The 25,115-nt window shown below is 49.0% G+C and carries 20 protein-coding genes; 15 read left to right on the top strand and 5 right to left on the bottom strand.

What is annotated here, in order from left to right; translation table 11 throughout:
• Positions 1-283 precede the first annotated feature (283 nt).
• Positions 284-1,543, top strand: a complete 1,260-nt coding sequence (locus ACJJIV_RS04740) for a sugar MFS transporter (protein ID WP_444890931.1) — start codon at positions 284-286, stop codon at positions 1,541-1,543.
• Positions 1,544-1,724: 181 nt separating this feature from the next.
• Here the strand turns inward: ACJJIV_RS04740 and ACJJIV_RS04735 are convergent, their stop codons facing one another.
• Together ACJJIV_RS04735 and ACJJIV_RS04730 are read right to left on the bottom strand one after the other, a co-directional pair.
• Complete coding sequence (locus ACJJIV_RS04735) at positions 1,725-2,561, bottom strand: LytR/AlgR family response regulator transcription factor (RefSeq protein ID WP_444890930.1); 837 nt, start codon at positions 2,559-2,561, stop codon at positions 1,725-1,727.
• A complete protein-coding gene (locus ACJJIV_RS04730; protein ID WP_444890929.1) occupies positions 2,558-3,730 on the bottom strand; it encodes a sensor histidine kinase in 1,173 nt (390 codons plus the stop codon). Before ACJJIV_RS04730 ends, ACJJIV_RS04735 begins: the two co-directional genes overlap by 4 nt.
• A 353-nt stretch (positions 3,731-4,083) precedes the next feature.
• On the opposite strand from ACJJIV_RS04730, the gene ACJJIV_RS04725 reads away from it, so the two are divergent.
• From ACJJIV_RS04725 to rpoS, 14 genes are all read left to right on the top strand, one after another.
• Positions 4,084-5,451: a sugar MFS transporter gene (locus ACJJIV_RS04725; RefSeq protein WP_444890928.1), complete on the top strand. Its 1,368-nt coding sequence runs from the start codon at positions 4,084-4,086 to the stop codon at positions 5,449-5,451.
• A gap of 290 nt (positions 5,452-5,741) precedes the next feature.
• Positions 5,742-8,288 carry a glycoside hydrolase family 3 protein gene (locus ACJJIV_RS04720; protein ID WP_444891694.1) on the top strand — a complete coding sequence of 849 codons (2,547 nt, stop codon included), beginning with the start codon at positions 5,742-5,744 and terminating at the stop codon, positions 8,286-8,288.
• 199 nt (positions 8,289-8,487) lie between these two features.
• Positions 8,488-9,810, top strand: a complete 1,323-nt coding sequence (tilS, locus tag ACJJIV_RS04715; protein WP_444890927.1) for a tRNA lysidine(34) synthetase TilS — start codon at positions 8,488-8,490, stop codon at positions 9,808-9,810.
• Between the two features lie 125 nt (positions 9,811-9,935).
• A complete protein-coding gene (pyrG, locus tag ACJJIV_RS04710) occupies positions 9,936-11,570 on the top strand; it encodes a CTP synthase (RefSeq protein ID WP_252085084.1) in 1,635 nt (544 codons plus the stop codon).
• A 55-nt stretch (positions 11,571-11,625) separates the two neighbouring features.
• A complete protein-coding gene (gene kdsA / locus ACJJIV_RS04705; protein ID WP_444890926.1) occupies positions 11,626-12,471 on the top strand; it encodes a 3-deoxy-8-phosphooctulonate synthase in 846 nt (281 codons plus the stop codon).
• Positions 12,472-12,697: 226 nt separating this feature from the next.
• The gene (gene eno, locus ACJJIV_RS04700; RefSeq protein WP_444888392.1) at positions 12,698-13,984 is read left to right on the top strand and encodes a phosphopyruvate hydratase; all 1,287 of its coding nucleotides are present in this window, start codon (positions 12,698-12,700) and stop codon (positions 13,982-13,984) included.
• A gap of 85 nt (positions 13,985-14,069) precedes the next feature.
• The gene (locus ACJJIV_RS04695) at positions 14,070-14,357 is read left to right on the top strand and encodes a septum formation initiator family protein (protein ID WP_252085086.1); all 288 of its coding nucleotides are present in this window, start codon (positions 14,070-14,072) and stop codon (positions 14,355-14,357) included.
• A complete protein-coding gene (ispD, locus tag ACJJIV_RS04690) occupies positions 14,354-15,073 on the top strand; it encodes a 2-C-methyl-D-erythritol 4-phosphate cytidylyltransferase (RefSeq protein ID WP_252085087.1) in 720 nt (239 codons plus the stop codon). The genes ACJJIV_RS04695 and ispD overlap by 4 nt, the downstream gene beginning before the upstream one ends.
• Complete coding sequence (gene ispF / locus ACJJIV_RS04685) at positions 15,073-15,558, top strand: 2-C-methyl-D-erythritol 2,4-cyclodiphosphate synthase (RefSeq protein ID WP_252085088.1); 486 nt, start codon at positions 15,073-15,075, stop codon at positions 15,556-15,558. Before ispD ends, ispF begins: the two co-directional genes overlap by 1 nt.
• On the top strand, positions 15,551-16,513 hold the full coding sequence (truD, locus tag ACJJIV_RS04680) for a tRNA pseudouridine(13) synthase TruD (protein WP_444890925.1): 963 nt from the start codon (positions 15,551-15,553) through the stop codon (positions 16,511-16,513). Before ispF ends, truD begins: the two co-directional genes overlap by 8 nt.
• Positions 16,514-16,561: 48 nt before the next feature.
• The gene (locus ACJJIV_RS04675) at positions 16,562-17,233 is read left to right on the top strand and encodes a protein-L-isoaspartate(D-aspartate) O-methyltransferase (protein ID WP_444890924.1); all 672 of its coding nucleotides are present in this window, start codon (positions 16,562-16,564) and stop codon (positions 17,231-17,233) included.
• Positions 17,230-18,192, top strand: a complete 963-nt coding sequence (locus ACJJIV_RS04670; protein ID WP_444890923.1) for a DUF368 domain-containing protein — start codon at positions 17,230-17,232, stop codon at positions 18,190-18,192. The genes ACJJIV_RS04675 and ACJJIV_RS04670 overlap by 4 nt, the downstream gene beginning before the upstream one ends.
• Positions 18,193-18,413: 221 nt before the next feature.
• Complete coding sequence (locus ACJJIV_RS04665; protein WP_444890922.1) at positions 18,414-19,151, top strand: peptidoglycan DD-metalloendopeptidase family protein; 738 nt, start codon at positions 18,414-18,416, stop codon at positions 19,149-19,151.
• 202 nt (positions 19,152-19,353) lie between these two features.
• Positions 19,354-20,403, top strand: a complete 1,050-nt coding sequence (gene rpoS, locus ACJJIV_RS04660; RefSeq protein ID WP_444890921.1) for an RNA polymerase sigma factor RpoS — start codon at positions 19,354-19,356, stop codon at positions 20,401-20,403.
• Positions 20,404-20,518: 115 nt separating this feature from the next.
• Here rpoS and ACJJIV_RS04655 read toward each other — a convergent pair whose 3' ends face one another.
• The 3 genes from ACJJIV_RS04655 to ACJJIV_RS04645 all read right to left on the bottom strand — a co-directional run bounded on the left by ACJJIV_RS04655 (position 20,519) and on the right by ACJJIV_RS04645 (position 24,233).
• Positions 20,519-20,845 carry a YdbL family probable chaperone protein gene (locus ACJJIV_RS04655; RefSeq protein WP_444885655.1) on the bottom strand — a complete coding sequence of 109 codons (327 nt, stop codon included), beginning with the start codon at positions 20,843-20,845 and terminating at the stop codon, positions 20,519-20,521.
• 11 nt (positions 20,846-20,856) lie between these two features.
• Positions 20,857-21,051, bottom strand: coding sequence for a YnbE family lipoprotein (locus ACJJIV_RS04650; protein ID WP_252085095.1), 195 nt, complete (start codon positions 21,049-21,051; stop codon positions 20,857-20,859).
• Between the two features lie 191 nt (positions 21,052-21,242).
• A complete protein-coding gene (locus tag ACJJIV_RS04645; RefSeq protein WP_444890920.1) occupies positions 21,243-24,233 on the bottom strand; it encodes an intermembrane phospholipid transport protein YdbH family protein in 2,991 nt (996 codons plus the stop codon).
• Positions 24,234-25,115: the final 882 nt, after the last annotated feature.

The following is a 25,115-nucleotide window of genomic DNA, read 5'->3' as shown; positions in this document are numbered from 1 at the left end:
CTTTCTTTTGAGTCCAGTTTCTTTTTACGAGATCTGCTCTATATTTGGCGATTCCCCATTTGTTGGGTTGCTTGTTCCTCTTCTGTTATTTGTTTGTCCCGCTAGTTGAGCGTGCCCAGGGCACTTTACACTGTCCCTTCTGCCCCCATTTTTAACCCCCCTTGTCGAAAACCGCTGCGTCGTATCTGTGCCTCCATGGTAGAAAGCAAAAAGAATAACGAGTGTTTAAGTGCTGGCTTGCCATTTACGGTTTAGTTGCGGCAGAAGTTTCTGGGAATCAAATATGGCAATTTTGCAGAGGAATACGGCAACGGATGCTGTGCAGTTACAAGCTGGTGATCAAGCGGGACAAAAATTTGCGCTGGTAGCTTTGACCTCACTGTTTTTTATGTGGGGATTTATTACCTGTTTAAACGATATCCTGATTCCCTATCTCAAGGGGATTTTTGAGCTGAATTATGCCCAGGCGATGTTGGTGCAATTCTGTTTTTTTGGGGCTTATTTTTTGGTTTCCCTGCCGGCGGGTAGTCTGGTGAGTAAGATTGGTTACCAAAAAGGTATCGTCACAGGCCTCACTATCGCGGTATTGGGTTGCTTACTATTTATTCCTGCGGAGCGCATGGAGGTCTATGGGCTTTTCCTTGGGGCCCTGTTTATTCTCGCTTCCGGTATTACTATCTTACAGGTGTCGGCAAATCCCTATGTTGCCGCCTTGGGAAATGAGCGAACGGCACCCAGCCGACTAACCTTGACCCAGGGCTTTAATGCACTAGGTACCACCGTAGCCCCACAATTCGGTGCATTATTAATTCTCCCAGCTGCGGGAGTTGCCGTCGGCGCAGTCAGTGCCTCAGTGATCGAAGTGCCCTACCTGATTCTGGCGGCTACCCTATCCGTGTTGGCTCTGGTTTTTGCGTTTTTGAATCTGCCGTCTATTGTCAGCAATACTTCACAGACCCCATCGGAGGTAGGTGAAGCTTCGGCCTGGAATTATCGCCATCTTGTATTAGGGGCGGTAGCGATTTTCGTTTATGTCGGTGCGGAAGTTTCTATCGGCAGTTTCCTGGTGAACTTTATTGCCGAAGACTCTATTGCCGGTCTTGAGGAATCCAAGGCAGCGTTCTATATCTCCCTCTACTGGGGTGGGGCCATGGTTGGGCGTTTTGCCGGTGCCTTGATTATGCGCTTTATTTCTGCGGGAAAAGTGCTGGCAATTTGTGCCCTGGGCTCCTGCCTACTTCTGCTTATCACTGTAGCCGGTAGCGGCTACCTGGCAATGTATGCTGTTTTGGCGGTGGGGCTGTGTAACTCCATTATGTTCCCAACAATTTTCAGTTTGGCTCTTGCGAGACTTGGCAAGGCGGCTAGTCAGGGTTCTGGTATCTTGTGCCTAGCTATAGTCGGTGGCGCTATAGTGCCGTTATTGCAGGGATTATTGGCGGACCAAGTGGGTATCCAGTTGGCATTTGTCCTGCCTATTTTCTGCTACCTCTATATTCTTTACTACGGTGCCATTGGTCACCGCCCAGACAAACGCGCTTAATTTTTTTCTTCTCTTCTGAGCTCGTTTAGCCGGCATTTCCATGCCGGCTTTTTTTGCTTACAAATAAATGATAACCCTGTATTAACTGGAGGGCAGTGTGGTTGAAGTTTTTCTCGTTTGAAAATTTTAGGTATACCGGCAAATCCCTGCCAGTATTGAGTGAATGGAAATGGACGTCTTATCAGGAAACTTCCGAAGCTACGTGTCGATTGGCTTCAAGAAATTCTTTGATCGGTAGGCGATAGTTACGGCTGACTTTGACTTTGGCGCCGCTAGTTAGGGTGAGAAAGTACTCCCCTTTGGTAAGTACTTTGATGTGTTCGATATAGTTGAGATTTACCAGGGTGGAGCGGTGAATACGCTTGAAATTATCCGGGCACAGCTGTTTTTGCAGGTCTTTGATGGTGCTGCGCATAACATGGGTTTCCCCTTTTACATGCACACACATATAGTCACCGGCGGCATCTATCCACTCGATATCCTGCTGATTGACCATAGTAATACTGCCGCGATCCTTAATCGCCAGGCGATTGTTGATCACTGGGGTGCGAGTCTCAGAGGCTTGTCCCCTGGTTAAGCTCATTTCCTCAATAGAGCGCAGCAGCCGGTTTTTTTCTTCCTGGTGGATGTCTTTTTTGCCGACATGTGCCAATTGCAAGCGCTGGCGCGCGCGATCAAGGGCGGTTTCTAGGCGGGCGCTATCTAAGGGTTTTAAAACATAATCGACAGCGTGAACTTCAAAAGCTTTGAGGGCATATTCGTCGAAAGCGGTGGCGAATATTACCAATGGTATGGTGTCGGCCTGTAGACGACTGACCACATCAAAGCCGTTCATGCCTGGCATTTGTACATCCAGAACCAGTAGGTCTGGACTGTATTCAGATACGGCTTGCAACGCCTCGCGTCCATTGCGGCAGCAGGCGGAAATTTCTATATCAGGGAATTCCTCAAACATGCTTTGCAGAAAGCGCAGGGCTAGGGGTTCGTCGTCCACCAGCACGACAGTGAGTTTGTTCATTGGACTTCTCCCCGTGTTTTATAGGTGGGATAAGTGTCTATTTCTAGTGGAATATTGATTCGTATCGACATGCCGCAGTCAGGTTTTTCCTGTTGCTCTATATGGTAATTTTGTGGATAGAGGCTGGAAAGTCGCTCCCGTACATTCTTCAGTCCAACACCGGTGGAACTTGCTTGGAAATTTCTCTCGCCGGCGCAATCTTCTGAGCAGCCTGAATCCTGTACTTCCAGCAACAGGCGTTGGCCACTACTCTTCGCATGGATTCCAATGGTGCCGCCCAGTTCATTGGGGGCGATGGCATATTTTACTGAATTCTCTACCAGTGGTTGTAACAACATACTGGGCACCAATGCTTGCCGGGCCGTTTCATCGACATTGAGATCTACAACCAAGCGGTCAGCAAAGCGGGTTTTTTCAATCTCCAGATAGAGGAGTGCTGCTTTGACTTCCTGTTCAAGTTCTACTTTTTGCATAGGGCTCTCTTTTAGGGAGAGGCGCAGGAAATCACTGAGTCGTACAACCATTTCGCGGGCCTCATCGGCCTGTTGAAAGCGAATCAGGGCGTTGATGGAATTTAGTGTATTGAACAAAAAGTGGGGATTGAGCTGATAGCGCAACATTTTAAGCTGGGCCTCATTGGCGATAGCCTCTGCCTGGAGTCTACGAAGTTGCTCGCGCTCGTTGTCCTCGGCCACTTCAAGCATTTTTTTGTGTTCCCCTTGCAGCAGTATGTGGTATTTAACCCCACAGTAAAGTGCACTCCAAAAAAGAAAGACAAAGAGGGAGGCATAATACCAGCCGCCGAATTCAGACCAGATGGAGTGCTCCCCGCTCAAGCGGATATAGGCCTCCATGCGCACCAGGGTCCAGATGCCGGAAATCACCGCAACGGCGAGTAGATAGATAACTGTGCGAACGGCCAGTTCAGAGTCCCAGGCGATATCAAAAATGGGTCTTAGGAATACCGAGAGAACAAAAGCCACAGCGCACTGGAAAATAGTATTTGCTGGCTCGAAGCTTGGCCACTCAGTGGGTGAATGCCAGAGAGTCAGGGAGAGGAATGTCACCAGCAAAATGCCAATCCAGCTGACCAGCTGTAATTTCCAAAACCAGCGGGTCGAAGGAATTTCCGCAGTTGTATTCCAGTATTGACGGGTAGAGTACTGCATGATGTCCCGTATATTTAATTTTGTGAAAATGACGGGATAGACGCTCATCATCGCGTTCATTATTATCCGGAAGATATTACCTTGGCTTACCGGTGCCCGCCAGTGGGCCTGTGCGCTAGGATTCCAGCTTAGCCCTTATTTAGTCCTTTTTGTCGCTTTTCGGGGTGATTAGTCAAGTTACTTTCGGCAATCTGGACCCATAAGACAACTTTCATTGAGTGAAAGTGTTTTTTATTAAGGGTTATAAAAAATTGCACATTTTGTCCTTAATTTTCCGCTGGCGACTCAAAAGCGTTTAGGAAGAACAGTATAATCGCCAAGAAACGAGTTTGAAATTTGGGGATCGGTTTCCAATGCGCCAGATGTTGCCCGATTCGAGTCTTCACTCGAACGAAATGGCTGTTTGTGATTCAGATGCCCAGGCTCAAGAGGGGCGCTCTCCAGGGTATTTAAATCTTGCAGCGTTGACTTCGCTTTTTCTTCTGTGGGGTTTTATCACCGGGCTGAATGATGTTCTGGTGCCACATCTTAAAAATGTTTTTGAGCTGAGTTATACCCGCGCTGTCCTGGTACAGTTTTACTTTTTTGCAGCCTATTTTCTGGTTTCCGTTCCTGCTGGGTTGCTGTTGCGTAGAGTTGGTTATCAGTTGGGGTTGGTCTTTGGTTTATTAGTGGCTTGTGCTGGTTGCTTGGTTTTTATTCCTGCTGCGCGCCTGCAAATCTATGAAGTGTTTTTATTGGGGCTTTTTGTACTGGCTTCTGGTATTACAGTATTGCAGGTATCAGCAAATCCCTACGTTATTGCTTTGGGTAGTGCCAAAACGGCTCCAAGCCGTTTAAACCTAACCCAGGCATTTAACTCTCTGGGAACTACCTTGGCGCCGGTTGCCGGTGGTGCCGTTTTTTTTGCCGCGATTTCAATAGGCGCCGATCCCGATACGGCAACTAGTGTCGATGAATTTCGCGCTAGGGAGGCGGCCCTGGTGGAAAAACCCTATTTCTGGTTGGCAGTAGTGCTGTTGATGATGGTGGCTTTTTTCTCCTGGATTCGCTTGCCGACAATCCCCGAACACCGCCTTTCTTACAGTACAAGCCCGCCCCGCAGTGAGACTTTTTCCATTTGGCGCTTTCCCAGATTGACACTGGGGGCAATTGGTATTTTTGCCTATGTAGGCGCCGAGGTAGCTATAGGAAGTTTCCTGGTTAGCTTTTTTAGTGAATCCTCTGTTGCTGAAATGCAGTTATTTGAAGCGGCAAAGTATGTTTCCTACTACTGGGGTGGCGCTATGGTAGGCCGCTTTGCCGGGGCCCTGCTGCTGCGCTATGTTTCTGCGGGAAAAACACTGGCAGTGTGTTCACTGGGTTCTGTAGTACTTATCGGGGTGGCGATGCTCTCCTCTGGTTATTTGGCTGTATGGTCGATTGTCGCTGTGGGGGGTTGCAACTCCATTATGTTTCCAACCATATTCAGCCTGGCGTTGCGAGGTTTGGGTCAGTACACCAGTCAGGGCAGCGGTGTCCTGTGCATGGCCATTGTTGGCGGTGCGGTTATTCCATTGCTTCAGGGGGTGCTCGCCGATGAAGCGGGTATTCAGATTTCTTTTTTAGTACCGCTGCTGTGCTACTGCTATATCGCTTATTACGGTGCTTTTTCTCCGGCGCTGCGATGGAGTAGTGGGCAAAGGCAGCTGAAACGTTTCTCCAGGCTATTTTTTAAGTAGTCCAGCTAGAAATTGTTTTCCGCCTTATCTGTGATTTGGCCCAATCCATCGGATTTCTATTGGCGCTCCTCGGCAAGTATTGCACTTTGCTCCGTTGATACCGTTGCGTGGAATACCTGAAATCCAATCGGGGCCTTATTGGCTGTGGCTGGAGTATGGGATTTACACCGAAATAATAATATCTGTGTTACTCATTCTGATAGCGATGGAATTGGTAGGACAGAAGGACTCGCGTGGGAAAACTTTGGGAGTTATCCGTGAAATTAAAAAAACGATTTTCACTGAGCTTAATGCTCTGTGTTTCGGCACTTGTTGGCTGTCAGCCGCAGGGGGAAGAAGTTCCGTCAAAAGAGGATAACTCCCAGATAAGCAGTGGCGGTAGCCTGGAAAACTGGCCGCTACTCGAGCCCGCGTTTCCACGCAGCGAAAAGCTGGAAGCGCGTATTTCCGAAATTATGTCGCGCATGTCTTTGGAAGAGAAGGTGGGGCAAATGATTCAGGCGGAGATCCGCCACGTCACCGCTGAAGATGTTAAGAAATACCATCTGGGCTCAGTGCTAAACGGTGGTGGTGCCTTTCCAAACAACGATAAGTTTGCCACGCCTAAAGATTGGCTCGCGCTTTCCGATGCCTTTTTCAAGGCTTCCATGGACACTTCCGATGGCGGTGTTGCTATTCCCCTGATTTGGGGCTCCGATGCGGTGCACGGTCACAATAATGTTATTGGGGCAACTCTTTTTCCCCACAATATTGGCCTCGGGGCGGCGAAGGATGCTGAGCTGATCGAGCGTATTGGTCGCGCGACCGCCCGCGAGGTCGCTGTTACCGGTATCGACTGGACCTTTGCCCCCACTGTGGCGGTAGTGCGGGATGACCGCTGGGGACGCACTTATGAAAGTTATTCTGAAGATCCGGCTGTAGTGGCTGACTATGCAAAAGCCATGGTGAGAGGGTTGCAGGGGGGCAAGAACGAAGTCGATTTTCTTCGCGGGGAAAACCTGGTCGCCACGGCTAAGCATTTTGTCGGTGACGGTGGAACTACACGTGGAATCGACCGAGGGGATAACGCTGTGCCTGAAAAGGAACTGGCAGAAGTACATGCGGCAGGTTACCTGACCGCTTTGCCTGCTGGTGTGCAAACGGTAATGGCTTCTTTTAATAGTTGGAATGGTGAGAAGCTGCATGGCCATCAATACTTGCTGACAGATGTCTTGAAGGAGCGTTTGGGTTTCGATGGATTTGTAGTCGGGGACTGGAATGGTCACAGTTTCGTACCGGGTTGCACTCTGGAAAGTTGTGCCGCGGCAATTAACGCTGGTCTGGACATGTTTATGGTGCCTGCGGATTGGAAGGCCCTCTACAACAATACCTTGGCTCAGGCGAAGAGCGGTGAAATCCCCACTGAGCGTTTGAATGATGCGGTGCGCCGCATACTGCGAGTGAAACTTCGCGCCGGCTTGTTCGAGCGTAATATGCCCCTAGCGGGCAAGGCTGGTATTCTCGGCAATGCCGAGCACCGCGCTATCGCCAGAGAGGCAGTGCGGAAGTCTTTGGTGTTAATGAAAAACAATGATCAATTGTTGCCGCTAGCCGCGAAGCAGAATGTTCTAGTCGTCGGCGATGGGGCCAACAACCTCTCCAAACAAAGTGGTGGTTGGACAATATCATGGCAGGGCACTGGTAATACCCGTGAAGATTTTCCCGGTGCTACTTCCATCTTTGAGGGCATCGCCGCAGCCGTAAAGAGCGTGGGTGGTGAAGCCATACTGAGTGAGGATGGAAGCTTTACCGATGCCAGCTTTGCCAATGGCAAGGCACCCCAGGTGGCTATTGCCATTTATGGTGAAGAACCCTACGCGGAATGGCATGGTGATATCACAAATCTGGAATACCAGCGCGGTAACAAGAAAGATCTGGCACTGTTGAAGAAATTGCATGAACAGGAAATTCCAGTTGTCAGTGTTTTCCTGTCCGGTCGCCCGCTTTGGGTGAACAGTGAATTAAATGCATCGGATGCTTTTGTGGCCGCTTGGCTGCCGGGGTCTGAGGGTGCCGGTGTGGCCGATGTATTATTCCGAGGTGCCAAAGGTGAGATTCGATACGATTTCACTGGTAAGTTGCCCTTTAGCTGGCCGATGTACACCAATCAAACGGTTTTGAATCCATACCACGAGCACTACGATCCCCTGTTTGCTTTGGGTTACGGCTTGAGTGTGAATGAGGAATCCCTGGTCAGCAACGACTTGCCTGAGACCAGCGAAAATATGGCTGCGGGTGGACTGGAGGATGCCTGGTTATTGGTTTCCCGTCCGCGCGCTCCCTGGGTATTGAATATTGCCGAGGACGGAGCCAAGGCAGTTCCAGTGAATGGCAACCGAGCGGCCAGTGGTGAGGATAACAATATCGTTGTGACCTCGATTGATATGTCCTCTCAAGAAGATGCGCGTTTGATCGAGTGGAAGGGCCTGCGCCCCGGTGCTGTGCAGTTGTCTGCGGAGTATATGCAGAACTTGGACATTTATTTGGAGGAGGGCTCAGCCTTGAGCCTGAATATTCGCGTTGATCAGAAGCTGCGTGAACCGTTACAAGCGGCGGTGACCTGTGGAGAGGGCTGTATTGCCAGAGTGCCGCTGCAAGCCACTCTGAAAACCATGCCGCTGAATAACTGGACCCGTCTCTCGGTGGACCTGCAATGCTTCGCCAAAGCTGGCGCTGACTTTAGCAAGGTTTTCAGTGCCTTCCGCTTGGAGAGTGAGGGGGTCGCAGCGATAGCCGTAGCCAATGTTCGATTGGTACCCGATGCGGCAGCTTCTGCTGATATTCGCTGTGCGGGTTAGTGACTTTTATCTCTAGCCGTTTTTGGTAATTAAATGCCCGGGTCTGTAAAAATTGAGGTCTGGGCTACACCTCTCTTTTAAGTGATTGAGTTGCTGAAGAGCTGTAGCTCTGCAATATCCCGCTTCCCGCTCAGAAGTCCATCAACTCAAGTTGCCAGCACCGGTATACTGTGTCGATCTCAGTTCCAGGGTATAGGCCGTGACCTCCAAATCCGCAGCAAATTCTCTACCGCAACTTATAAAGTCTTCGATGCAGCGCCACCCGGCTCTGGGACAGCTATGGGTTGGATTTTCTGGTGGCTTGGATTCCACTGTCTTGCTGCATCTTCTCAACCAGAATGGTATCCCCGTTAAGGCAGTGCATGTGCACCACGGCCTAAGTAGTAATGCAGAGCGCTGGCTTGGCCACTGCGAAGCTGTTGCCCGTGAGCTGCAAGTGCCTTTTGTTGCGGTGCGTGTGCAAGTCGATAGAAGCGGTGGTGGGATAGAGCAGGGGGCGCGTAAGGCTCGCTACAAGGCTTTTGATTCGGTGATGTCCTCCGGTGATCAAATTTTGCTCGGTCACCATGGGGATGATCAGGCAGAAACCTTTCTATATAGACTATTGCGGGGAGCGGGCGTCCTTGGGCTTTCGGGTATGGCGGAGAGTCGGCCGTTGGGTGAGGGTAAATCCTTACTTCGTCCTTTGTTGTCAGCGGGGCGCCGTGAGCTGGAAGCCTGGGCCCTTGAACACGGGCTCAGCTGGATTGAGGATGAGAGTAATGCTGATGAGGCTTTTGAGCGCAACTATTTACGCCAACAGGTCATGCCTGTTTTATCCACCCGTTGGTCGGCACGGCAGAGTATTCAGCGGGCTGCAGATAATCTTAGGGAATCTGCATTACTGCTAGAGGAGTTGGCGCTTGCTGACTTGCAGATCTGTGATATCAGGCGAGAGAGGTTAGGGGAGAGCCTCTTTTTAGCGACGTTCATGAATTTCAGTATTGCGCGGCGCAAAAATCTACTGCGCGGTTGGGTGTTGCTGCAGGGTGGTATGGCACCGGAATCCGTGGTTCTGCAAGAAGCTTTGGTGCAAATTGAGAAAGCGAGTGCGGATGCCCAGGTGGAAGTACGACTGGGTGGGTGTGTAGTGCGACGCTTTCAGCGGCGCCTCTATCTGACCCCTGTCATGGAGCCCTTTTCTACCACCGATGAAAGCCTTCAATGGGATGGCGTGTCAGCACTACTGTTGCCCAGAGGTGGTGTACTGGAATCGGTGCAGGGTTGGCCTCAGGGGGTATATCAAGTGAAATACCGCCGGGGCGGTGAGCGCGTTCAGCCTCTCGACCGACTTCGCTCCCAAACTCTCAAGAAGGTGCTGCAGGAGAGGGCGTTGGAACCCTGGCTGCGAGACCGGATACCGCTCGTGTATCTGGATGGAGAGCTGGTGGCAGTTGCCGATTTATTCTGCTGTAAGGCGGGCTGCTCCACTTTGCCAGTAGCACCTTCGGTGAAACCGCCCAGCTGGCGGTTTTTCGATTGAGCGGAGAGGGGTTTTCTGCTACCCTGGCGCCCCGTCTCAAAGGCACCGGGAGAAGCTGGATTATCCGCCCGGGCCAGCCCTGTAAGCTCGACATTCATCGAGCGCTCAACTGACCAAGGTTTTGCATGACGCGCTATATTTTTGTAACTGGTGGCGTGGTTTCCTCGTTGGGGAAAGGTATCGCCTCCGCCTCTTTGGCCGCCATTCTCGAGGCCCGCGGCCTCAAGGTTACCATCCTCAAACTGGACCCCTACATCAACGTAGACCCGGGTACCATGAGCCCCTTCCAGCACGGTGAGGTGTATGTCACCGAGGATGGTGCCGAGACTGACCTGGACCTGGGTCACTACGAACGCTTTATCCGTACCCGGATGTCCAAGCGTAACAACTTCACCACCGGCCGCGTGTACGAGACCGTACTGCGCAAAGAGCGCCGTGGTGACTACTTGGGTGGCACCGTACAGGTGATCCCCCATATTACCGACGAGATCAAGCGCCGCGTTGTAGAAGGTGGCCGCGATGTCGACGTCGCTATTGTTGAAATCGGTGGCACCGTAGGTGATATCGAATCCCAACCGTTCCTGGAATCTGTGCGTCAGCTGCGTGTGGAAATGGGCACCAATCGCGCCCTGTTGATCCACCTGAGCTATGTGCCTTTTCTTGCCACTGCTGGTGAAACCAAGACCAAGCCGACTCAGCACTCTGTTAAAGAGTTGCGTTCTATCGGCTTGCAGCCGGATATTCTGCTGTGCCGTTCCGAGCGCGAGATCGATGAGGACTCCCGCCGCAAGATCGCACTGTTTACCAATGTTGAAGAGCGCGCTGTAGTACCGCTGCCCGATGCCAAAACCATCTACGGCGTCCCGCGTCTTCTTCACAGTTACGGCCTCGACGATATCGTTGTGGAAAAACTGCAGCTGGAATGCCAGGCACCAGACCTTTCCGAGTGGGATGAAGTGGTCGATGGCAAGCTGAACCCCCAGCACGAAGTGAAAATTGCCATGGTTGGCAAATACATGGAGTTGCTGGATGCCTATAAGTCCCTGATCGAGTCCCTGACCCACGCGGGTATCAAGCATCGCTGCAAAGTGGATATCGACTTTATCAACGCTGAAGACGTTGAGGGTGAAAACGGCATTGACCTGATCAAGGATGCCGATGCAATCCTGGTTCCCGGTGGATTTGGTGAGCGCGGTTTAGAGGGCAAGCTTGAATCTGTTCGCTACGCTCGTGAAAACAATATTCCTTACCTGGGCATCTGCCTCGGTTTACAGTCTGTGGTTATCGAGTTTGCGCGCAATGTGCTCGGTCTCGAAGGTGCCAACAGTACTGAATTTAATACTAAAACCCCGCACCCTGTTATCGGCCTGATCACAGAGTGGATCGATAGTGAAGGCAATATCGAGAAGCGCGACGAGCAGTCTGACCTGGGGGGCACCATGCGCTTGGGTGGCCAGGAGTGTCGCTTGGCTAAAGATACCAAGGCTCGCGATATCTACGGCGCAGACGTCATTGTAGAGCGTCACCGCCACCGCTACGAAGTGAACAACAACTACGTTGATCGCCTGCAGCAAGCCGGTTTGAAAATTGGCGGCTGGTCTGCAGACGATACCCTGGTAGAAATGGTTGAATTGCCGAACCACCCCTGGTTCGTTGCTTGCCAGTTCCACCCGGAATTTACTTCAACCCCGCGCGACGGCCACCCGCTGTTCGAAAGCTTTGTTGCCGCCGCAATGAAGCAGCGTGAAAACCAGGGTTAATCAGTAATCCGCCCCCGGTCTCTGTGATTGGGGGTGAGATGACAGGGAGCTGACAGTGAAAACAATTGAAGTCGGAAATATTCAGGTCGCCAACGATAAGCCCTTTGTGCTTTTTGGCGGTATGAATGTACTGGAATCCCGCGACCTGGCGATGCAGGTGGCTGAGCACTATGTAAAAGTCACTGAAAAACTGGGTATTCCCTATGTTTTTAAAGCGTCTTTTGACAAGGCCAATCGCTCTTCCATCAACTCCTATCGCGGACCGGGTATGGAAGAAGGCCTGAAGATTTTTCAGGAAATCAAAGACACTTTTAAGGTCCCCTTGATTACCGATGTCCACGAAGTACACCAGGCTGCTCCGGTTGCCGAAGTCGTGGATATTCTCCAGCTGCCGGCCTTCCTGGCCCGCCAGACTGATCTGGTCGCCGCTATGGCAGCGACTGGTGCAGTGATCAACGTCAAAAAGCCCCAGTTTATGAGCCCTCCGCAAGTTAAAAATGTGGTGGAGAAATTTGCTGAGTGCGGCAATGAAAATATTCTTTTGTGTGAGCGCGGTGCCTGCTTTGGCTACGACAACCTGGTTGTCGATATGCTGGGCTTCAGTACCATGATCAATGCCTCCGGCGGTGCGCCGCTGATTTTTGATGTCACCCACTCACTGCAAATGCGCGACCCTTCCGGTGCTGCCTCTGGTGGTCGCCGTGCACAGGTCACTGAGCTGGGCCGAGCAGGTTTGGCTATTGGTATTGCCGGCCTGTTCCTGGAAGCACACCCGAATCCAGATAAGGCATTGTGTGATGGCCCCAGTGCATTGCCACTGGAGAAGCTGGAACCATTCCTCGCACAGATGAAAGCTGTGGATGATTTAATCAAAGGCTTTACGCCTCTGGATACTGAATAAAAGTAAGAAATACATAGCGCGCGCCCTTTTTGGGCACTTGGTACTTATTCTGTAGCTATTATTCATGGAAGCTACGATTAGAGATACTCACAAAAAACTGTGAGAAAAAGTTTCACAAGAGTAAGAACCCTTAATTGTTGCGTGCAGCTATTGGAAAATTTCTTTCAGTAATTACCTTTTTAATAAGTAACAAGTTTAGTTAGTACTAATACGGAGCCCATTGTTAATGAGCAAGATTGTCGCTGTTAAAGCCTACGAAGTGCTGGATTCCCGCGGTAACCCTACCGTCGAAGCCGATGTAATCCTGGAAGACGGTTCCATTGGTTCCGCTTGCGCTCCTTCTGGCGCCTCCACTGGTTCTCGTGAAGCTCTGGAATTGCGCGATGGCGATAAAAGTCGTTACCTGGGCAAAGGCGTATTGAAAGCGGTTGAGAATATCAACACCACTATCGCCGATCTGCTCAAAGGTATGGACGCAACTGATCAACGCGCCCTGGATAAGGCGATGATCGATGCCGACGGTACTGAAAACAAAGCTAACCTGGGTGCCAACGCTATTTTGGCGGTTTCACTAGCGGCCGCTAAAGCCGCTGCAGCTTCCAAAAAAATCCCCCTGTATCAGCACATTGCTGAAGTAAACGGCACTCCGGGTGAATACTCTATGCCGGTTCCGATGATGAATATCCTAAACGGCGGCGAGCACGCCGATAACAATGTGGATATCCAGGAGTTTATGGTTCAGCCCGTTAAAGCTGAATCTTTTGCCGAAGCCCTGCGTCAAGGTGCTGAGATCTTCCATTCACTGAAAAAAGTACTGTCCAGCAACAGCCTGAACACTGCGGTTGGCGATGAAGGCGGCTTTGCTCCGAACTTGCCATCCAACGAAGCCGCTCTGAAAGTGATTGCTGAAGCGGTAGAAAAGGCCGGTTACACCTTGGGTGATGACATTACCCTGGCTCTGGATTGTGCTTCTTCCGAGTTCTACAAAGATGGCAAGTACGACTTGGCTGGCGAAGGCAAGCAGTTCGACAGCGAAGGTTTCGCCAGCTATTTGGCTGAGTTGTCCGCCAACTATCCGATCCTGTCTATCGAAGACGGTATGGACGAGAGCGATTGGGACGGCTGGAAAATTCTCACCGACAAGATAGGTGAAAAAGTACAGCTGGTAGGCGATGACTTGTTCGTAACCAACACCAAGATACTAAAAGAAGGTATCGAGAAAGGCGTGGGTAACTCTATCCTGATCAAGTTCAACCAGATCGGCTCCCTGTCCGAAACTCTGGACGCGATTAAGATGGCAAAAGATGCAGGCTACACCGCTGTAATCTCTCACCGCTCTGGTGAAACTGAAGACACCACCATTGCTGACCTGGCTGTAGCTACCGCTGCTGGCCAAATCAAAACCGGCTCCCTGTGTCGCTCCGACCGCGTAGCTAAGTACAATCGTCTGCTGCGTATTGAAGCTGAACTGAATGGTTCCGCTCCTTACCGTGGCCGTGCTGAATTCAAATAATCAATATTTGAATCGCACATTGGTATTGCAGAGGGATTCCTCTGCAATACCTATAATACGAACAAGCGAAATATCGTAATCTCGTATGAAATGGCTGCTGGGAATTCTTACCTTTATTCTGCTTGCCACTCAGTATCGTCTCTGGGTTGGTGATGGCAGTCTTGCCGAAGTTACCCGTCTCAAACGACAGCTTGCTCAGCAACAGGAAAAAAATGCAGCTTTAGCGCGGGAAAATCGCCAGTTGTTGAGAGAAGTACGAAGCCTGAAAGTGGGCACTGATGGTGTCGAAGCCAAGGCACGCTATGATTTGGGATTGATTAAGGAAGGGGAAACCCTGTTTATCTTCCTGGACTCGGAAGAGGCTAAAAAGTGATTACAGATTATTGGGTGGTTGTGCCCGCTGCGGGTGTTGGTAAACGCATGGGAGCCGATCGCCCCAAGCAATATTTACCATTACTGGGGCGCCCTTTATTGTCCCTAACCCTGCGGAATATTTTAAGTTGGCCGGGACTTGCTGGCGTTGTTGTGGCCCTATCAAAGGATGATGAATTTTTCCCGCACTTGAAAGAAGCCTCTCACCCATTAATGCACACTGTAATTGGTGGCGCTGAGCGAGCGGATTCTGTCCTCTCAGCCCTGGAATTTCTCGCTCAACGGGAACATGGCGACACCCCAGTGCTTGTACATGATGCCGCTCGGCCATGTGTTGCAATGGAAGACATTAGTGCACTATTGCACAGCCAGGTTGCACAGACCGCGCTGCTAGCGCGTCAGGCCAGTGATACTGTAAAGAGAGGGTCTGAGATAAGCGGTGTTCAATGTGTTGAACAAACCCTGGATCGCAAACAGATATGGCTTGCGCAGACCCCTCAGCGAGCGCCTCTTGCACTACTTCGCTCCTGCCTCAGTCAAGCATTGCAGCAAGGTGAAGCTGTTACAGATGAGGCAAGTGCGTTGGAAATTTTTGGTCACTCTCCGCAACTTGTTGAAGGTCGGAGTGACAATATCAAAGTGACCCACCCCACCGATATCGTAATGGCAGAGACCATTTTACGTCTGCGCTACGCTCCCACCGAGGATTATCGATAGTGAGTTTTAGAATTGGCCAGGGCTTTGACGTGCATGCGTTTGGCCCTGGCGATCATGTTGTGCTTGGTGGAGCAAAAATTCCCCATAGCTTTGGTTTAAAAGCCCATTCCGATGGGGATGTGTTGCTGCATGCACTTTGCGATGCGCTTCTTGGTGCTTTGGCTCTCGGTGATATCGGTCATCATTTTCCCGATACGGATGAGCGTTTTAGTGGCGCGGATAGTCGCGCCCTTTTGCAACATGTTATGACCCTAATTAAGGAAAGAGGATATCGCCTGGTGAATGCTGATACCACTCTCATTGCGCAGGCTCCCAAGATGGCTCCTCATATAGAAACCATGCGCGGCTATATTGCTGCGGATTGCGGTGTGGATATCGCCGATATTAGTGTGAAAGCAACGACTACGGAGAAGCTTGGCTTTACCGGGAGGAGTGAAGGAATTGCGGCCCAGGCCACTGTTTTACTTGAGCGATATGATGTCTGAAGTCTGGAATCTAAATTGGCCCCGCGCTTTGGGTGGGGCGGCAATCTCTGCTGATTTTCGTACTGTTGCGGAAGATTTTGTTGTCGATGAGATGGCTTTTCCCGAACCTACAGAGGGCGGGGAGCATGTGTACCTGCATATTAAGAAGCGGGGGGCCAATACTGTCTGGGTGGCAAAACAGCTAGCCAAACTCGCCGGAGTACGCCCTCTGGATGTCAGCTACTTTGGGTTGAAGGATCGACATGCCGTAACCACGCAGTGGTTTAGTGTTTGGCTCGGACAGAAGCCAGAGGCAGATTGGTCGCAGATCAATAGTGAAGAAGTTTCACTTCTGAGGTTTTTTCGAGGCGGCCGTAAACTACGTCGCGGGGAGCATGTAGGCAATCGGTTTAAAATTCGCCTGCGCAATGTAAGCGGTGATCGGGCGGCTGCGGAAGAGGTGCTTAAACAGGTAGGCGGCGGAGTGCCAAATTACTTCGGTGAGCAGCGCTTTGGTATCGATGGCGGCAACCTGAACCTGGCGCGTCACCTGGCGGAAGAAGAGGGACGCTGTCGTAAGAATGAAAAGGCCTTTGCCATGTCGGCTGCGCGCAGTTGGCTGTTTAATCAGGTATTGGCAGAAAGAATCACTCAAGACTGCTGGCAGCAAAGTATTGAGGGTGAGCCACAAAGTGAGCCCAGTGGTCCTTTGTGGGGGCGCGGTAGAAACCTCGCCACAGGTCCTCAAGGCGAATTGGAGCAGCAAGTACTAGAGAAGTGGCTGAGCTGGTGTAACTGGCTGGAACATTGCGGGCTCAAGCAAGAGCGAAGACCACTGGCCCTACGTCCAGAGGCTTTTCGTTTTGAGTGGCAGTCTGATGACCTCCTCTTGGAATTTGCGTTGCCGCCTGGGGCATTCGCAACAGCCTTGCTAAGGGAGGTGGCACAGCTGGTCAATGTGAACTCGGACACATAAAATTTGTGGCTGAAAGCGAGAGTTATACAGGGGATGGAATAAAAGCTTATGGACCGCTTGAGACACGAAGGCTTGGGAATGACCTCCCAGCGAACTCGCAATCGCCTGATCCAACGCTTGAGGGATGAGGGCATTAGCAATGAAGAAGTCCTCGATGTGATGGCTTCGACCCCCAGGCACCTTTTTCTGGATGAAGCCCTGGCGATCCGCGCCTATGAGGATACAGCTCTGCCAATTGGCTATGGCCAGACAATATCCCAACCTTACATTGTTGCCCGCATGACAGAGTTGCTGCTGAGCAGGGCCAAATCCCTGCATAGGGTTTTAGAAGTTGGTACGGGTTCCGGCTACCAAACCGCAATTCTTTCTAGGCTGGTTGAACAACTTTTTTCTGTTGAGCGTGTCGAACCCTTGCTCGATAAGGCCCGCCAGCGTCTTACCGAGTTGGGATATCAGAATATTGAATACAATCTCAGTAGTGGTGGTTTTGGCTGGCCGGAAAAAGGGCCTTATGATGCAATCCTGGCAGCAGCGGCTCCCTCAACGGTTCCCGATGAACTCAAGCAACAGTTGGGACCAAATGGTGTGCTGGTTATTCCTGTGGGTTCGGAGCAACAGCACCTGATGATGATCTCTCGTCGCCAGGATACCGATCAGTTCGATGTGGAAAAGCTAGAAGCAGTGCGGTTTGTGCCACTGCTTAGTGGTGTGGTTCGATGAAATTTAGAGAGCTCTTTAAGAGCCGGTACCCGGGTGTAGTGCTGCGTGGTATGGGAATGGGTGCTGCAGATGTTGTTCCGGGGGTTTCCGGGGGGACCATTGCTTTTATCACAGGGATCTACCAGGAGTTACTCGACTCTTTGAGCCGGATAGGGCCTCACTGTATTACGATAATGCGGGAGGAAGGGCTATCAGCGGCGTGGAAGCACATCAATGGCAGCTTCCTGTTATCCCTGTTTCTGGGGGTGTTGATCAGTATCTTCAGCCTGGCGAGGATTATTAGTGGCCTTTTGGAGCAATATCCTATTCTCGTCTGGTCTTTCTTTTTCGGCCTAGTGCTGGCTTCTACTTTGCCTATTCTCCGCAATATCCCCAGGTGGTCTCTTTCGACAGCGATCTTTCTCCTTCTAGGCATCGCGCTGGCAGTTGTTGTCAGTGAGCTTCGTCCTGGGGATATCCCAGCCACGCCACTTACTTTATTTTTATCTGGAGCATTGGCAATTTGTGCCATGGCTTTGCCCGGAATTTCAGGTGCCTTTATCCTGCTTATGATTGGGATTTATCCCAAGGTGCTCACTGCAGTACATGAGCTGCAATTGTCGAATTTATTGTACTTTGCGGTTGGGGCCGCTCTGGGGTTAATGCTTTTTAGCCGATTGCTTTCCTGGTTGATGCACAAATATGTCGCTCGCACATTGGCTTTTCTTGCAGGGATCTTATTAGGTAGCCTGAAAATAATTTGGCCCTGGAAGCTACCAATCAATGGCGCCGAAACTGTTTCTAGTAAGCTTGCGCCATTACTCGCCAATACATCCCCGTCGAACTTTATGGCCCAGACAGGTGAGAATGCGAATCTGGGGCCTGCGATTATTGCCGCTTTGGTTGCTGCAGTACTGGTTCTCGCGGTGGACTATTTCGGAGGAGGGCATCGAGGTAAATCCTGCGCCACACCGCAATAAGATCTGGAATATCTCGGTATGGCAGCTTTTTATGAAGCTTTTCCAATGATTTTTAGAGCTTTTCTTTAGACACTTTTTCCATAAATGCCGTGGTCTGATGTAAAAAGAGAATAATGGAATGTCATCTTTTACGACAAGTTGAGGCCCATTTTTGGCGGAACAATAAGCCTAATATTGGTCATTTTTTGACTTTGATGTTAAAAATATTAGGCGTCTGTGTCGTGGCTATAGCCCTGGTTTCCTGTGCTGGCCACAGAGCACCGAGTAGTTCCCTAAATCAGCCTCCAAGTATCCGTCTCAATCATCATACTGTGAGCCGCGGGGATACCCTGTATTCTATTGCCTGGCGTTACGGTCAGGATTTCCGCAAGCTGGCGGCTATCAATGGCATTAAGCCTCCCTATAATATTTATCCCGGCCAACGCTTACAGTTGAATGGTAGAGTGCCGCGTCAAGTCGCCTCAAGCTCCCCTGTAGCAAGAAAAAAAACTGTGGCTAAGCCTGTGCCCACAAAAAAAGCTATTCCCGCCAAGAATAAAAAATCTTTAACGAGAAGCTCTACGCGCCATAAGCCTCAAAGTAAGCGAACAGGGGCGATTCACTGGCGTTGGCCTGTCCGTGGACAAGTCATCAGCAAGTTCCGCTCTGGAGACCCCTTGCGGAAGGGTGTTGATATCGCCGGTGAAAAGGGAGAATCTGTATCGGCAGCAGCTGATGGCACTGTTATCTACGCTGGCAGTGCACTGAGAGGGTATGGAAAACTGCTGATCGTTAAGCACAGCGATGTTTACTTGAGTGCTTATGCCCACAATCACCGACTGCTGGTGAAAGAGGGTAGTAAGGTCAAAGCTGGACAACGGATAGCGGAACTGGGTTCGAGTGGTACCAACCGCGACAAGCTCCACTTTGAAATACGAAAAAACGGTCAGCCAGTGGACCCTCTCGCGTATCTGCCTTAAGTCGGGAGAGTGCTCTAAAGCTCTGCAAATAAAAATGGACTTTTAACTAATACCACTTGGGGTGGTCACAGCAATCGTGGCGACCAAATGGTCAAGCCGATTCTGTGGCTGTCGCACATGTGTACTTGATTGGTCGTTTTTTAGACCGATTCTGGTCTCATGCTATGCGGTTGATATTGGCAAAGTACAAGGAGCAGGGGAAATGGAAGCACAACGGCAAGACCAGTCCATGACTGGCCAGGCAGAAGACTTTCCTCCTGAGTTGGCGGTAGAGAATGATGAGCAGAAACTAAATTCCGATAAAGGTAAAAGTAGTGGCCGTACGCGGAGAAATGCGGCAAAAAATAACTCCGTTTCCTCCCCCACAGAGAAGAGTCGGGTTAGCAGGTTGGATGGCGATGGCCATTTACAGAAGAACCTGGATGCCACCCAGCTCTATCTCAATGAAATAGGCTTTTCCCCCCTACTGACCGCTGAAGAAGAGGTTTATTACGCACGCAAGGCCTTGCGTGGTGATGCTGCATCAAGAAAGCGTATGATCGAGAGTAACCTACGCCTTGTTGTAAAAATCGCCCGTCGCTACGTTAGTCGTGGCCTCGCATTGTTAGACCTAATCGAAGAGGGCAACTTGGGGTTAATTCGTGCTGTTGAGAAGTTTGATCCGGAGCGAGGTTTCCGCTTTTCTACTTATGCTACTTGGTGGATACGTCAGACAATAGAACGAGCCATTATGAATCAGACTCGCACTATTCGCCTGCCAATCCATGTAGTAAAAGAGTTAAATGTGTATCTTCGAGCATCTCGTGAGCTTGCACAGAAGCTGGATCACGAGCCATCTGCAGAAGAGATTGCTAACTTGTTGGAAAAACCAGTAGAGGACGTCGAACGGATGCTGGGGCTCAATGAGAGAGTCACCTCCGTAGATACCCCTATAGGCCCTTCTTCCGAGAAGACGTTGGTTGATACTATACCCGACCAGCAGGAGTCTGATCCGGCAGAACTCCTTCAGGATAGCGACCTTTTCGATAGCATTAATCGCTGGCTTGGTGAGCTTCCCGACAAGCAGTGTGAAGTTGTTTCCAGGCGCTTCGGATTACGTGGATTTGAGGCGAGCACCCTAGAAGAAGTTGGGCGTGAGATTGGTCTCACTCGTGAACGGGTTCGCCAAATCCAAGTTGATGCACTGAAACGTTTAAGGGAAGTGATGGAAAAGCAGGGACTTGACGGGCAATCCCTGTTTGGAAATCTCTAATTTTGGCCCCTAAATAGGGAGGCCCCATGAAAGGTGTGTTTCGTGGGGCTTCCTCAAACTAACTGTGATAGCGATGTAATACGTCACAGTTTCCGTTTTTCTACTCCACGAGCGCTTATTTTCTCACCCAGCGACCAAGGTTGTCCTGGTAGTACTCCCCACGGGATAGGCGGGCCTCTAGTTTCTCGGCAGCACGTGCCGCAACTTGGGCAATATCGACATTGTGGCTTTTGGCAATCTCGGTATAGGCCTGCTTACGTTCCGCATTTATTTTTTTTACCAGCTTCTCCAGTTCAGGCGAACTGGCGTCCACAATAGCGATATAGCCACTGTTTGCTTCTCCCACTAACCCTTGCTTTTTGGCCTCTTCTAAGGAAATCGCCATTGCGGGTAACGCCATTATCAAGCCCAGAACTAATAGAGCTTTCTTTACCATACTCATATTCTATCTCCTCAGAAAATGCCTTCCTTGTCGTCAAACAGGTTTTCAAGATCCTTGTCCACTTTGACCCGGATTTCATGTTCAATCTTAACATTCAGGTTTACAGTAATTGGCTCGCTGGGGGCCTTCACTGCTACAGTAGGTGTGCAACCTATAGCAATCAAAGTGTACAGTACTCCTAAAAGAATCAGCCGGCTGGCCCTCATCTGATACTCCTTATGGTGCCACTTAGGCGCCTTTTATTTGTTGCATCTTCAGCAGTTACGTCAAAAATCAGGCCAGGTTCGCCAACTGCGTCGGGAGTGACCACATTTGGCAATTGTAATGGCTCTACCTTAACCCGCTCTGAATTAGTCGACCTTATGCACTAGTGGGGAGAGCCTACTGTACTAGCAACCTATTGGTCCAGTTGCTTTTCTAACGCTGTTGTCAGGTCACGGCTGGCCTGTAACGAGCGCAACATTGCAGGAATATTATTCTCAAGGTTGAGGTTAATAATCAGGTCTCTTTCTGAATCCATTGATTCACTACGCCCGACAAGTTTTAAGTTGAGTAATAGGTCTCCACTGGGGGGATATTGCAAATTGCCTTCCAGGGTGCGGAAGTCATAGTCTTCAAGGGCATTTGAGATCAGTTTCAGCTGGGGATTGCCCTTGAGCATCTGCTGAGAAAAGGCACCATAATATCTTAGCTCTCCGCCTGGCTCGACTGCTTCCAAATGACCATTTTTAACGGTAATCCCTTGGGGGCCTGTGGTAATAGGTATGGTTAAGTTTAGACGCCCTTTGGCTTTGAAACTTTCCGATTCGGTTTCTTGAGCTAGCTTTTCAAGAGATACATGCTCTGCGTACAAGGTACTGTTGCGCTCTATATTATCCAGATTCCAATACAAAGCTTCGGAAGACAGTTTTCCATCAAGAAACTCTGCAGAAAAATCGTTTAGGATAAGATCTTGTGTTTTATTTACAGACAGAGAAAAGGACAAATTATTTAGAGGTAATCCTGCGTTGATGGATTCTATAGTCAGAGGCTGTGGTTTAGATGTAAACCATTTTCCTCTATGAGTTTCCACCAGAACATTCCCATTAACTCCTGCAGCAAAGCTACTATCGTAGATCGCAGCGATATTAGTTAAACTTATGTCGATAGTATCAGTTGATTGGCGAGGCCATGATATAGCGCCATTGGCAGAAAGCCCCCCAGAAACGATATCTAAAGGTAAGCCTTGGAAAACCTTACTGAGGGGTGCTGCGGAATTGAACTCAACATATGGCAGTGAAAATTGAAAAGCGCCAACTGCTAACTCGATATCATGATGCAAACTTGAGGTGAGTTGTAAATTACCGGCCTTAACTTGGCTTTGTCCCTCAAGCTTACTCCCGTCCAGGGAGAGAGAGCCAGTAAGAGAAGTCTCAAGGGTATAATTTTCAGGGGTAGCGACCTTAAGTCTGTTACTACTAAAGTCACTGCTGAACTGTGTGCTATCTCTTGAAGATATTACTTTTATATTATTCAGATCTAGTGTTCCAGATAAAGTCGCATGCTCATTGGAGAGGTTGTTAAAATGGTTGTTTGATTTCTCAATAATGCAACTTGTGATGCCTGATAAAATTTCACAATTGACTTTAGGCGCTATAAATTTCGCTTCCCTAATCTTGAATTCCTTAGCTTTCAGTTCTCCAAATGAGGCTTTAACTTTTTCCAGTTTTAAATTCTGAATGTCGCCATCTTCCTGGAAGTGAATGGTAGAGGAGATATCCATTTTGTTGAGAATAACACCCGCGGGCATATCAATTAGCACAGGAGATTTGGCCTCGAGCTTAAACCTGCACTCGGTAAAATTTTTGATGTTGCACTGAATGTGTTCAATTTTTGAAGAGGCTGAATTAGGGGTGTTTTTGGCTTTTAGCTGAGTGACAATTAATCCATCGTGAATTTGTAAGTTGAAGGAGTTGGATTCCGAGGGGCTCCCGGTAATATGAATGTTCTTCTTAACTTCGGCTTGAATATGATTATGATTTAACCCGCTGGTGAGTAAGGGAGACTCTTCTTTCAGACCGGTTATTTCTGCATCAAACAGTAAATTGCTTTTTGGTAAGATAGTTAGACGAATTTGCTCAAGCCAGTTTTTATTTATAGACGATGTTTCGGTAAAATTTAAGTGAGCCTCACTTTGAAAACTGAGATATCCTTTGGGATTGGTAATTTTGAGTGAGGGAAAGTAATTCTTAGTCAAAAGGGGCTTGATTAGTGGTTCTGCGCCAGCCAGATCGACAGAGCCCTTCAATTGGAACTTAGGGTTGGGTGTTAGTTCGCTATATTCGAACCTAAGATTTGCCAAAAGATTTTTGCTGCCAGAATCTTTTAGTGTTGAAACCTCAATTGAGCCAGAACCAGTGACGGACTCTAACTGAATAGGATTTAGAGTCTTTAGTTTGAGTTCTATGGGTGACTGAGTTGACAAGTGAGCCTGTATCTTTTTATTGGAAGATTCAATGGGTAAGCTCAATCCCAGGTTATCACTCTCAACTTTAAATAGAATATCCTGATAGTTTGCCTTGGATAAGATTTCGTCTGGAATGAAGGCGCGAGCATTAATCAGTATATTCCCACTGGCTCTCATCCCATCTACAGGGGTTTCGGCCAATACTTCAGAGATGTTTAGAATCGACTCAATGGAATTTAGGTTTGATGATGCACTCGCATCTAGTTCCCATTGATTTTTATGGGTTTTGGATATATCTATTTCCAGTCGAGAAGGTTCTTTAATTAAGTCAGAGCTTATTTCTGTAACTGTAGTAATGTCGCTTGAAGTCAAATTGGCTTTTAGTGAAAGTTCGTGATTTCCGGTTTTGATTGAGCTGAAAGGTGTTTGTATATGGATCTCTGTATTATGCCGGTTAATTTTCAGTGGGCCAGCCTTCAAATCACCACCAAATTCAATTTCTCTTACGAATACTGATCCAGGTATAAAGCTTATTATATTCTGAGTTAAATTACTTAAGGTGAGAGTGTTTTCTTTAGAGGGTATCTTTTCAGTTTTGTTAGGTTTGCTTGATGTAGAGTTTTTTATTTTAGAGTATGTGAGTTTGCCAATTGATAGCTCAATCTTTTGGGTATTATCCCGATCAAAAATAATATGAAAAGGATAGAGTATTTTAACCTTGTTCAGGATAAGGCTATTTTTTCGGTTGGACTGAAGGCGGACTTGTTCGATAGAAGCTTCCTTGATGCCTAATTTCAATCCGGATAATTGCTGAATAACAACTTCGCCTGCAAATAGGTTGATCATCTGAGAGACAACAATATCTTTTTTCCACCAACTACCAACTAGAAAGGTAGCTAAGAGTACTGTAGTCACAATGATAAGAATAAGGGGTTTTCGCACTTTAAAACTCTTAACTTATAGAGTGGAGGTGATTTTGTATAATCGCTAGAAAACTGCAGCAGTCGTGTAACGGGTTAATAGCGTCTTTTGCATATCTGTAACAAGATATCTTATCAGACTGTCAGGATAATACTTTGTGAGAGTTAGATTATTGACTACTAAGATGGTTCACCTACCCACCAAAATGAGAAATGAATGTTGAGTCATAAGATATCAGCCACTCTGTCCTGCAGCAGTTTTAGGTGTCATTGCATCTGTTATTATTCTCCGGCTTTGGGTGTAAAAGCCAGAAAGCAACAGGCTTAGCCATGCAGTCCCATTCGAATGAAGTATTAAGGCTGTATTGGGCTTTGATAGCAATGCAGATACCTCATGAGGGAGGGGTATCTTGACCTGTAACACCTGGAATCTTTTAAAGACTCACTCAGTGATTAAGGTGCATATTAAATAGCCTGAAGCTATTATTGAGGGTCTTCTAATTGTTTATGTTATGGAGTTTCTCTCGCACGATAGGGGGCAGTCCGTACGTGGTTAGAGTTGCTGTCCAGGCTGAAAGCTGCCACAGGAGTGGCGGGTAACTAGAAGTTTTCATTGATTAGAAGATAACCGATCAGTTTACCCCTACTAAACGACTACCTCTGTCAATGGACCAACAAACAGTTCAAGAACCCCATTCTTATCAAACTAAAAATATAAGGTTTTTAGTCGGTGATTGGTGGAGAGAGGCTTAAATAGCTAAAAAATTGACCATCCGCTAGAGGGATAAACACGGAGATGATACTGGGTGGGTATTGAATCTGTTTAGGAACCTTTGCTTGAGCTGTGCAAGTTGAGCCTAATTTGTGATTGGTAAACAGGGGATGGATCTTAGAGATATTCAAA

This window comes from Microbulbifer mixtoriginis (SeqCode), from assembly GCF_052466765.1.
The sequence above is the reverse complement of the archived record's forward strand: the minus strand, read 5'-3'. Positions and strand labels throughout refer to the sequence as shown.

Coding starts and splice junctions, on each gene's coding strand:
- ACJJIV_RS04740 (WP_444890931.1), top strand. CDS start 284: ATGGCAATTTTGCAGAGGAATACGGCAACGGATGCTGTGCAGTTACAA.
- ACJJIV_RS04735 (WP_444890930.1), bottom strand. CDS start 2,561: ATGAACAAACTCACTGTCGTGCTGGTGGACGACGAACCCCTAGCCCTG.
- ACJJIV_RS04730 (WP_444890929.1), bottom strand. CDS start 3,730: ATGCAGTACTCTACCCGTCAATACTGGAATACAACTGCGGAAATTCCT.
- ACJJIV_RS04725 (WP_444890928.1), top strand. CDS start 4,084: ATGCGCCAGATGTTGCCCGATTCGAGTCTTCACTCGAACGAAATGGCT.
- ACJJIV_RS04720 (WP_444891694.1), top strand. CDS start 5,742: ATGCTCTGTGTTTCGGCACTTGTTGGCTGTCAGCCGCAGGGGGAAGAA.
- pyrG (WP_252085084.1), top strand. CDS start 9,936: ATGACGCGCTATATTTTTGTAACTGGTGGCGTGGTTTCCTCGTTGGGG.
- eno (WP_444888392.1), top strand. CDS start 12,698: ATGAGCAAGATTGTCGCTGTTAAAGCCTACGAAGTGCTGGATTCCCGC.
- ACJJIV_RS04695 (WP_252085086.1), top strand. CDS start 14,070: ATGAAATGGCTGCTGGGAATTCTTACCTTTATTCTGCTTGCCACTCAG.
- truD (WP_444890925.1), top strand. CDS start 15,551: ATGTCTGAAGTCTGGAATCTAAATTGGCCCCGCGCTTTGGGTGGGGCG.
- ACJJIV_RS04675 (WP_444890924.1), top strand. CDS start 16,562: ATGGACCGCTTGAGACACGAAGGCTTGGGAATGACCTCCCAGCGAACT.
- ACJJIV_RS04670 (WP_444890923.1), top strand. CDS start 17,230: ATGAAATTTAGAGAGCTCTTTAAGAGCCGGTACCCGGGTGTAGTGCTG.
- rpoS (WP_444890921.1), top strand. CDS start 19,354: ATGGAAGCACAACGGCAAGACCAGTCCATGACTGGCCAGGCAGAAGAC.
- ACJJIV_RS04655 (WP_444885655.1), bottom strand. CDS start 20,845: ATGAGTATGGTAAAGAAAGCTCTATTAGTTCTGGGCTTGATAATGGCG.
- ACJJIV_RS04650 (WP_252085095.1), bottom strand. CDS start 21,051: ATGAGGGCCAGCCGGCTGATTCTTTTAGGAGTACTGTACACTTTGATT.